The organism is Streptomyces sp. NPDC014734 (genome assembly GCF_043083325.1).
Taxonomy (GTDB): Bacteria; Actinomycetota; Actinomycetes; order Streptomycetales; family Streptomycetaceae; genus Streptomyces.
The window spans coordinates 341,026-348,461 of sequence record NZ_JBIBYN010000006.1 but is presented as its reverse complement, the minus strand read 5'-3'; the positions used below and the strand labels follow the sequence as shown (position 1 = coordinate 348,461).

The window sequence follows — 7,436 nt, the reverse complement described above, 5'->3', positions numbered from 1 at the left end:
CCCGCCCCCTCCTGCTCCCCGGCTCGTCACGCCTCGGTGACCGCCGTCGCGCGCCAGGGCGCCAGGCGTTGTACGTCGCGGGCGGTCTCCGTGACCCCGGTCAGGAAGCCCTGGGCGCGGGGGGAGGCGGTGTCGCGGAGCCATCGCGGGTCTATGTCGCAGACGGCGACCCGGACCTCGGTGCCGGTCAGGGCCAGCGGCAGGGTGTGCACGACCGTGGAGGGGAAGCTCAGGACGGTGCGGCCGATGGGGCCGCGGCGGGCGATGAGTTCGAGGGGGAGGTCGGGGCGGACGATCTCCAGACCGGTGGCGGCCTCCAGGGCGTGCAGCTTGTCGGTGGACTCGCGGCGGTGGGCGAAGTAGCGGGTGGCGTGGTGGGTGCGGGCCAGGGCGGCGACGGCCTCCAGGTAGCGGTCCCGGTCGACCACGCCCGTCTCGACGAGGGAGGTGCCCACCAGGTCGGCCCCCTTGGTGAGCCGCGGCGGCCCGAAGCGGGAACGGGTCCAGGCGAAGGTGTTGGGGGCGATGGCGACGCCGGGCGGGGCCTCGACCGGCATGGCCGTGAAGACCTCGACGGTGCGGGCCGCGGAGGGCGTGAAGCGGCTGCGGGCGCGGGCCGTGACCGGAGACAGTGCCAGTTCGCGAGGGCCGGTGCGGCCCTTGCGGTGCCAGCGCACCAGGCGTTCGCCGCGCGCCAGTTGGGCGGTGAACTCCATGGTGGCGGTGCCGTCGTCGACCACGGTGAGGTGGCGGGCGCTGACCAGGGTCAGCAGGAGCTGGACGTAGCGGGAGAACGGGTCGCCGATGACGATCCGGTCCGCGGTGCGCAGCAGTCCGGCCAGCGAGCGCAGGGTCTTCAGGGGCGCGCTCGCGCCGCCGCGCGCCTCCTGCCAGCGGATGTGCATGCCCTCGTCGCGGGCCAGCTCCGCCGTCCGGCGCAGCTGGCCGCGCGACATCGGGTCGACCGGAGGGAGGACGACGACCGTGACGTCGCCGAGGACGTGGTCGCCCCCTCCCTCTGCGTAGGCCCACTCCAGGACGTTCAGGAGCTGGACCGGGCTCTCGACGAAGGCGAGGTTCACCGGTCGGCCCGTCAGACCGCGACCGGCTCGGCGGCCGGGGCCGCCTCGTTCTCGGCGACGACGCCCGCGACACGGCGGAGCTTCTTCATGGGACCGAGCTCGGACGCGTACACCTTCTTGACGCCGTCGCCGAGCGAGGCCTCGATGGTGCGGATGTCGCGGACGAGGCGGGTGAGGCCCTGCGGCTCGACGGAGGCTGCCTGGTCGGAGCCCCACATGGCGCGGTCCAGGGTGATGTGGCGCTCGACGAAGGCGGCGCCGAGGGCGACGGCGGCGAGGGTGGTCTGGAGGCCGGTCTCGTGGCCGCTGTAGCCGATCGGGACGTTGGGGTACTCCTGCTGGAGGGTGTTGATGACCCGCAGGTTCAACTCCTCCGCCTTGGCCGGGTAGGTCGAAGTGGCGTGGCAGAGAAGGATGTTGTCCGAGCCCAGGACCTCGACCGCGTGGCGGATCTGCTTCGGGGTCGACATGCCGGTGGAGAGGATGACGGTGCGGCCGGTGGCCCGCAGAGCGCGCAGGAGTTCGTCGTCGGTGAGGGAGGCGGAGGCCACCTTGTGGGCGGGGACGTCGAACTTCTCCAGGAACGCGACGGCCTCGGTGTCCCACGGGGAGGCGAACCAGTCGATGCCGCGCCGGGCGCAGTGCTCGGAGATGGTCCGGTACTCGTCCTCGCCGAACTCGACGCGGTGGCGGTAGTCGATGTAGGTCATCCGGCCCCAGGGGGTGTCGCGCTCGATGTCCCACTGGTCGCGCGGGGTGCAGATCTCCGGGGTGCGCTTCTGGAACTTCACGGCGTCGCAGCCCGCCTCGGCTGCCACGTCGATCAGGGCGAGGGCCTTGTCGAGGTCGCCGTTGTGGTTGATGCCGATCTCGCCGGTGATGTAGACGGGGCGGCCGGGGCCGGCGGTGCGGGTGCCGAGGGTGCGCAGGCGGGAGGTGCTCATGGGGTGTGTTCCTTCGGTTCGGGGGATGTCGCGGGGTGGATCGGGGTGTGGTGTCACGGGGTGGTGGGGTGGGGGCCCCGGGGTCACTCGGTGGACTCGGTGGAGCGGATGGGGTGCGCGGGGGTGGTGAGGGTGGGCCCGAGCAGCCAGGCGGCGATCTCGCGGATCGCGCCGAAGCCGCCGGGTGTGGTCGTGACGGCCCGCGCCGCGGCACGCACCGAGTCGTGGGCGCTCGCGACCGCGACCGGCCAGCCGGCGAGTGCGAAGCACGGCAGGTCGTTGACGTCGTTGCCCACGTAGAGGACACGGTCGGGAGCCACGGACTGTTCGTCGCACCACTGCTTCAGTGCCAGGTCCTTGCGGTCGATGCCGTGCAGGACCGGGATGCGGAGCTTGTGGGCGCGGGCCGCGACGACCGGGTTCTGTTCCGTGGAGAGGATCAGCAGCGGCAGCCCGGCCCTGCGCAGGGCGGCGATGCCGAGGCCGTCGCCGCGGTGGACGGCGACGATCTCGCGGCCGTCGGCGTCGATGAGGACCCGGTCGTCGGTCTGGGTGCCGTCGAAGTCGAGGACGACCGCGTCGATGTCGGCGAGCGTGGGCAGCGGCGCCGGGTCGAGCAGCGGCGCGAGCGCGCGGGCACGGGCCAGGTCGTGCGGGTCGTCGACCTCCAGGACCCGCGCCGGGTCGGTGCGCACCAGGGCGGTGCTGCCGAAGAAGCGGTGGCGGTGGGTGCGGAAGCCGTCGACGTCCATGGCGTACGCGGTGCCGGTCTCCAGCAGGTCCTCGGGGCGGTCCTGCCGCATCTGCCGGACGGACTTGTCGTGGTTGACGCCGTAGTTGTCCTCCTCGATCGCGCTGCCGTCGCGCCAGAGGAAGCCGTGGAAGGGGGCGACCGTGACGGCAGTGTCGGCGCCGTCGCGGGCGACCGCGGCGGCCACGCCGTCGATGTCCTCCCGGGCGACGAACGGGCTGGTGCACTGGACGAGCAGGACCACGTCGGCCTTCCGGTCGTGCGTCGCCTCGTACGCGTCCAGGGCGTGCAGCACCGCGTCCTCGCTGCTGGAGCTGTCCCCGGCGATGGCGGCGGGGCGCCGCACGAGGTGCAGCCGCTCCGGGGCGCCGAAGGTGTCACCGGCCGCGCGGGCGGCGTCCGCGATGGCCTCGTCGTCGGTCGTCACCACGACGTCCGTGACCTCGCGGGAGGCCAGGCAGGCGCGCACCGCGCGGGCGATCAGGGGTACGCCGCCGACCTGGGCGAGGTTCTTGGCCGGAACGCCCTTGGAACCGCCGCGGGCGGGGATCACGGCGAGCACGGTCGGGGTCGGGGTCATCTCTGCTCCTGAGGGGGTGGACACGGTGGACCGCTCGACGGTCCCGGGCGCGGCGGGGACGGGGGCGGGGGTGCCGGTCGCGCGCATCACAGCTCGCCCATCCGGCGGATGACGGGGGCGACCCGCTGGACGCCCTGCCGGTACGCGCCCCGCGCCGCCTCCCGTACCGCGTCGCGCACCGCGCCGCGCACCCGGCCGGTCTCGCGCGGGCGGTCGGCGCCCGGCAGCGGGTGGCCGTCGGGGGCAAGGTGGTGGCGGGCGAGGATGCCGGGGAGGTATCCGGGTGCGGTGGCGGGGTTGTAGTACGGGGCGAGGCCGGGCAGCCGGGAGGCGGCGAGCAGGGTCTCCACCCGGGCGCGGGCGGTGTCGTAGGCGGTGGCGTACGTGCCGTCGGCGGCGACGCCCTGGCCCGCCAGCCACGTGGCGTCGGGCTCCGGGCGGTGGCCGCCGTCCAGGTGGTCCCAGGAGGTGAGCAGCCCGGAGCCGATGAAGTGGTGGTTGCCGAGGGCCTCACGGACCCCGAGGTCGGTGAGGACCGCGGTCGCCACGCGCCGGTGCAACGCTTCCAGGGCGGCCGTCGAGGAGACGGTGACGAGCAGGTCGGCGCGGTCCAGGACCTCGCCCATGTGCCCGTACACCAGACGGAAGTTGGGCGGGGGCCCGCCGGGGACGCGCTCCACGAGCCGCTGGTAGGGAAGTTCCTCGATGTGCGTGGTGTGCTCGCCGGGCCTGGACCGCAGTTTCAGCAGCACCTCGCGGTCCGGATGCAGCCGGGCGTGCTCGACGAGCCTGCGCAGCAGGTACGTGCGCTCGGCGCGGGTGGCCGGTACGGAGGGCTGGGCGGCGAAGACGACGGTGTCGCGGCCCTCCCGCGGACGGTACGGCTCGCCCCCGAGGAACGGCAGGGCGGCCTCCGTGACGGCCGAGGCGTCGGCGCCGACTCCCTCGTACACGGCGCGGAAACGCTCCGCGTCGTGGCGGGAGTTGGCGAGGACGACGTCCGCGCCGTGCCGCAGCAGCAGCCCGTCGGCGAGCTTCTCGTAGACGACGCCGACGTAGCCGGTGACGACGACCGGCCGGTCCGGCAGCCCCAGCGCGGCGAGGCCGTGCAGCATCGCCTGGACGGCTCCCCCGACGAGGGCGAGGACGACGACGTCGTACCGCTCCTCCCGCACCGTGCGCAGGAATTCGACGGCCGTCACCTCGCGCACCCGGTCGGAGCCGATGCCGACGTCGCCCACCTCGGCGAGCTGGCGCGGGGTCGGGGTGGCCCGGCCGCGCAGCAGCAGTCCGCTGATCTCGACACGCCGCGCCGGAGCACCGGAGCCCTCGGCGGTGAGGCGGCGCGCGGTGAGCGCGCCCCACTTCCACCGGGTGTCGGAGTCGGCGAGCACGGCTACCCGGAGGGCGGTCGTCTTATCGGTACGTGGGGGCACGCCCCAGAACTTAGGAAGGCATTTCGATTCGCGGCCCAACGCGATGGCAACAGCTGGTTAACAGCCCGACGACGATCGGCGAATCACCTGCACAAACGCTCCGCACGGAACAGACAATCGATCCGGTTCACCAATTCGACATTCTTCGTTCACCTGTCGTCCTTTCCGGGGCCAAGGCAAATGCCGGGCCTCCGCCTAGCGTGTGGCGCGTGGTTAAGCTCTCCGTCATCGTGCCGTTCTACAACGTGCGGGCATATGCCCCCGATACCTTGCGAAGTCTGCGGGCCAATGCCCGAAATGATTTCGAATTCATTCTCGTCGACGACTGCTCGACCGACGGGACCCTGGAGATCCTGCTGCGTGCCGAACGTGAGATCCCGGGCGCCGTCGTGATCAGGCACGAGAAGAACGGGGGCCTGGCCACCGCGCGCAACACCGGGATCGACGCGGCGCGCGGCGAATACCTCACCTTCCTCGACGGCGACGACTGGGTGGTTCCCGGCCACTTCGAACGCCTGCTGGCCGCCATCGCGGGGCTGGGCTGCGATTTCGTCCGCACGGACCATGTGCAGTTCACCGACCGGGTGCGCACCGTCCACCAGGTCCCGCACGGTCTGCGTGACACGGTGCTGCGACCGCGCGACGTGATCCTGCCGTCGGACCGGTCGACCCCGGTGGACTACGCGTACGCCTGGGCCGGGGCCTATCACCGCCGGCTCGTGGAGTCGGGGCTGCTCCGCTTCCGGGACGGGCTGCGCACGGCCGAGGACCGGCCCTGGATCTGGCGCCTGCACCGCGAGGCGGAGTCCTTCGCGGTGGTCGGGCTGCCGGGCGTCTTCTACCGGCGCGGGGTGGCGTCCTCGCTCACCCAGATCGGCGACGTGCGGCAGCTCGATTTCATCCGGGCCTTCGACCAGGTCCTCGAAGAGACGGCGCGGGATCCGGAGGCGGACCGGCTGCTGCCGAAGGCCGTGCGCACCTATTGCGCGGTGATGGCGCACCACCTGGAATCCATCGAAAGGTTCGAACCGGCAGTGGCACGGAAATTGCGCTCCATGAGTGCCGCTTCTCTGCGGCGCATGCCCCAGGACATTCTCGCGGACACACTGAATTCGCTGGGCGACCGCCGCGCGGACCGGCTGCGCCGGGTGCGCCGCCGTTCCGTCTCCCGGGAGGTCGCGGCCTGATGTCCGGCACGTACACCGCACCGGTCGGCCGGTCCACCACGCAGATCTTCTCCGCGTGCACGCAGTATGCCGCCGCCACACTCGTCGCGGCCCTGCGCGCCGGGCAGTTCGGCCCGCGCTCCGAGCACCGGCGCATTCTCGTCGTCAGCGACACGTCTCCCGCGCCCGAACTGGGAACACCGATGCACCACCGGCCCGGATTCGAAAAACTGGCGTCCGAATTCGACACGGTGCGTTCCTGGAACGAATTCATCCGGCCGTTCCACCCGGCGGGCTGGTCACCCCGCGAGCAGGACGCCTCGCTGTGGGAACGGGCCGTGCGCCGGGAGTGGAATCTCCGCGACGACGAGCCGGTCGAGATCGCCTGCGAGTCCATCCAGGCCAACCCCGCCCAGGCCCTCGCGGTGATCTTCGGCGACAGCCCGGTGCACGTCTACGCCGACGGGCTGATGAGTTACGGCCCGACCCGCAACAAGCTCGACCAGGTGCTCGGCACCCGCATCCGGCGGCTGCTCCACCTCGACCTGGTGCCGGGCCTGCGCCCGCTGCTGCTCACCGAGTTCGGGGTCGAGTCGGAGGTCGTGCCGACGGACGTCTTCCTGAAGGTGCTGGACGAGCTCACGGAGCCGACGGACGTCCCCCGTCCCACCACCACCGGCACCGGCACCGGCACCGACGGGCCCGACGCGCCCGCCCCGGCGCTGCTGCTCGGCCAGTACCTCTCCACGCTCGGCATCCTCACCCCCCGGCAGGAGGAGGAGCTGCACGCCCGGATGGTGCGCGGCGCCGTCGCCCTCGGCCACACCCGGGTCGTCTTCAAACCGCACCCCAGCGCACCCGCCCAGTGGGCGCGGTCGCTGGAGCAGGAGGCGGAACGGCTCGGCGCGGAACTCACCGTCCTGGACACTCCCGTCCTCGCCGAGACGCTGTTCGCCACCCTGCGACCGGCCCTGGTGGTCGGCTGCTTCTCCACCGCGCTGCTGACCGCCGCCTCGTTCTACGGCCTCCCGGTCGCCCGGGTCGGCACCGGCCCGCTGCTGGAACGGCTCGCCCCGTACCAGAACAGCAACCGCATCCCGCTGACGATCGTCGACGCACTGCTGCCCGACCTGGAGGACCGTTCCGCGGTCACCGGCTGGTCACTGCCCGACGCGGAAGCGGTCCGGGGCGGGCCGAGCGGCCTGGTGAGCACGGTCGGGTACGCGATGCAGCCGCAGATCCGGGCCGACCTGCGCCCGGTCGCCGAGCGCTATCTCGCCCGGCACCGGGACGACCTCCGGCGCTACTTCAAGCGGCGCCGGCTGACCGTGCTGGGGCTGCCCGGCGGCGCACCCGCACAGCTCGGGTTCATCCCGCGCAACGCGACGGTCCGCCGGATCGCCCGCAGGGCCCGCACCCTGAAACGGGCGGCGGCGGGCTGAGAGCCCGCCGACCCGACGGGCACCCCGGTCCGCGA

General features: G+C 72.8%; 6 protein-coding genes. 2 read left to right on the top strand and 4 right to left on the bottom strand.

Annotated features, from left to right (window positions below; genetic code table 11):
• Window positions 1-26 precede the first annotated feature (26 nt).
• From ACF1CT_RS13585 to ACF1CT_RS13570, 4 genes are all read right to left on the bottom strand, one after another.
• Window positions 27-1,082: a hypothetical protein gene (locus ACF1CT_RS13585; protein WP_391783962.1), complete on the bottom strand. Its 1,056-nt coding sequence runs from the start codon at window positions 1,080-1,082 to the stop codon at window positions 27-29.
• A gap of 11 nt (window positions 1,083-1,093) precedes the next feature.
• Window positions 1,094-2,026 (bottom strand): N-acetylneuraminate synthase family protein, encoded by a 933-nt coding sequence (locus tag ACF1CT_RS13580; RefSeq protein WP_391783961.1) that lies wholly within the window; start codon window positions 2,024-2,026, stop codon window positions 1,094-1,096.
• A gap of 83 nt (window positions 2,027-2,109) precedes the next feature.
• The gene (locus ACF1CT_RS13575; protein ID WP_391783960.1) at window positions 2,110-3,357 is read right to left on the bottom strand and encodes a cytidylyltransferase domain-containing protein; all 1,248 of its coding nucleotides are present in this window, start codon (window positions 3,355-3,357) and stop codon (window positions 2,110-2,112) included.
• 86 nt (window positions 3,358-3,443) lie between these two features.
• A complete protein-coding gene (locus ACF1CT_RS13570) occupies window positions 3,444-4,793 on the bottom strand; it encodes a DUF6716 putative glycosyltransferase (RefSeq protein ID WP_391783959.1) in 1,350 nt (449 codons plus the stop codon).
• 209 nt (window positions 4,794-5,002) lie between these two features.
• Between ACF1CT_RS13570 and ACF1CT_RS13565 the strand changes: the two genes are divergently transcribed.
• Both ACF1CT_RS13565 and ACF1CT_RS13560 read left to right on the top strand, forming a co-directional pair.
• On the top strand, window positions 5,003-5,980 hold the full coding sequence (locus tag ACF1CT_RS13565; RefSeq protein WP_391783958.1) for a glycosyltransferase family 2 protein: 978 nt from the start codon (window positions 5,003-5,005) through the stop codon (window positions 5,978-5,980).
• Window positions 5,980-7,401 carry a polysialyltransferase family glycosyltransferase gene (locus ACF1CT_RS13560; RefSeq protein WP_391783957.1) on the top strand — a complete coding sequence of 474 codons (1,422 nt, stop codon included), beginning with the start codon at window positions 5,980-5,982 and terminating at the stop codon, window positions 7,399-7,401. The genes ACF1CT_RS13565 and ACF1CT_RS13560 overlap by 1 nt, the downstream gene beginning before the upstream one ends.
• The last annotated feature ends 35 nt before the right edge of the window (window positions 7,402-7,436 follow it).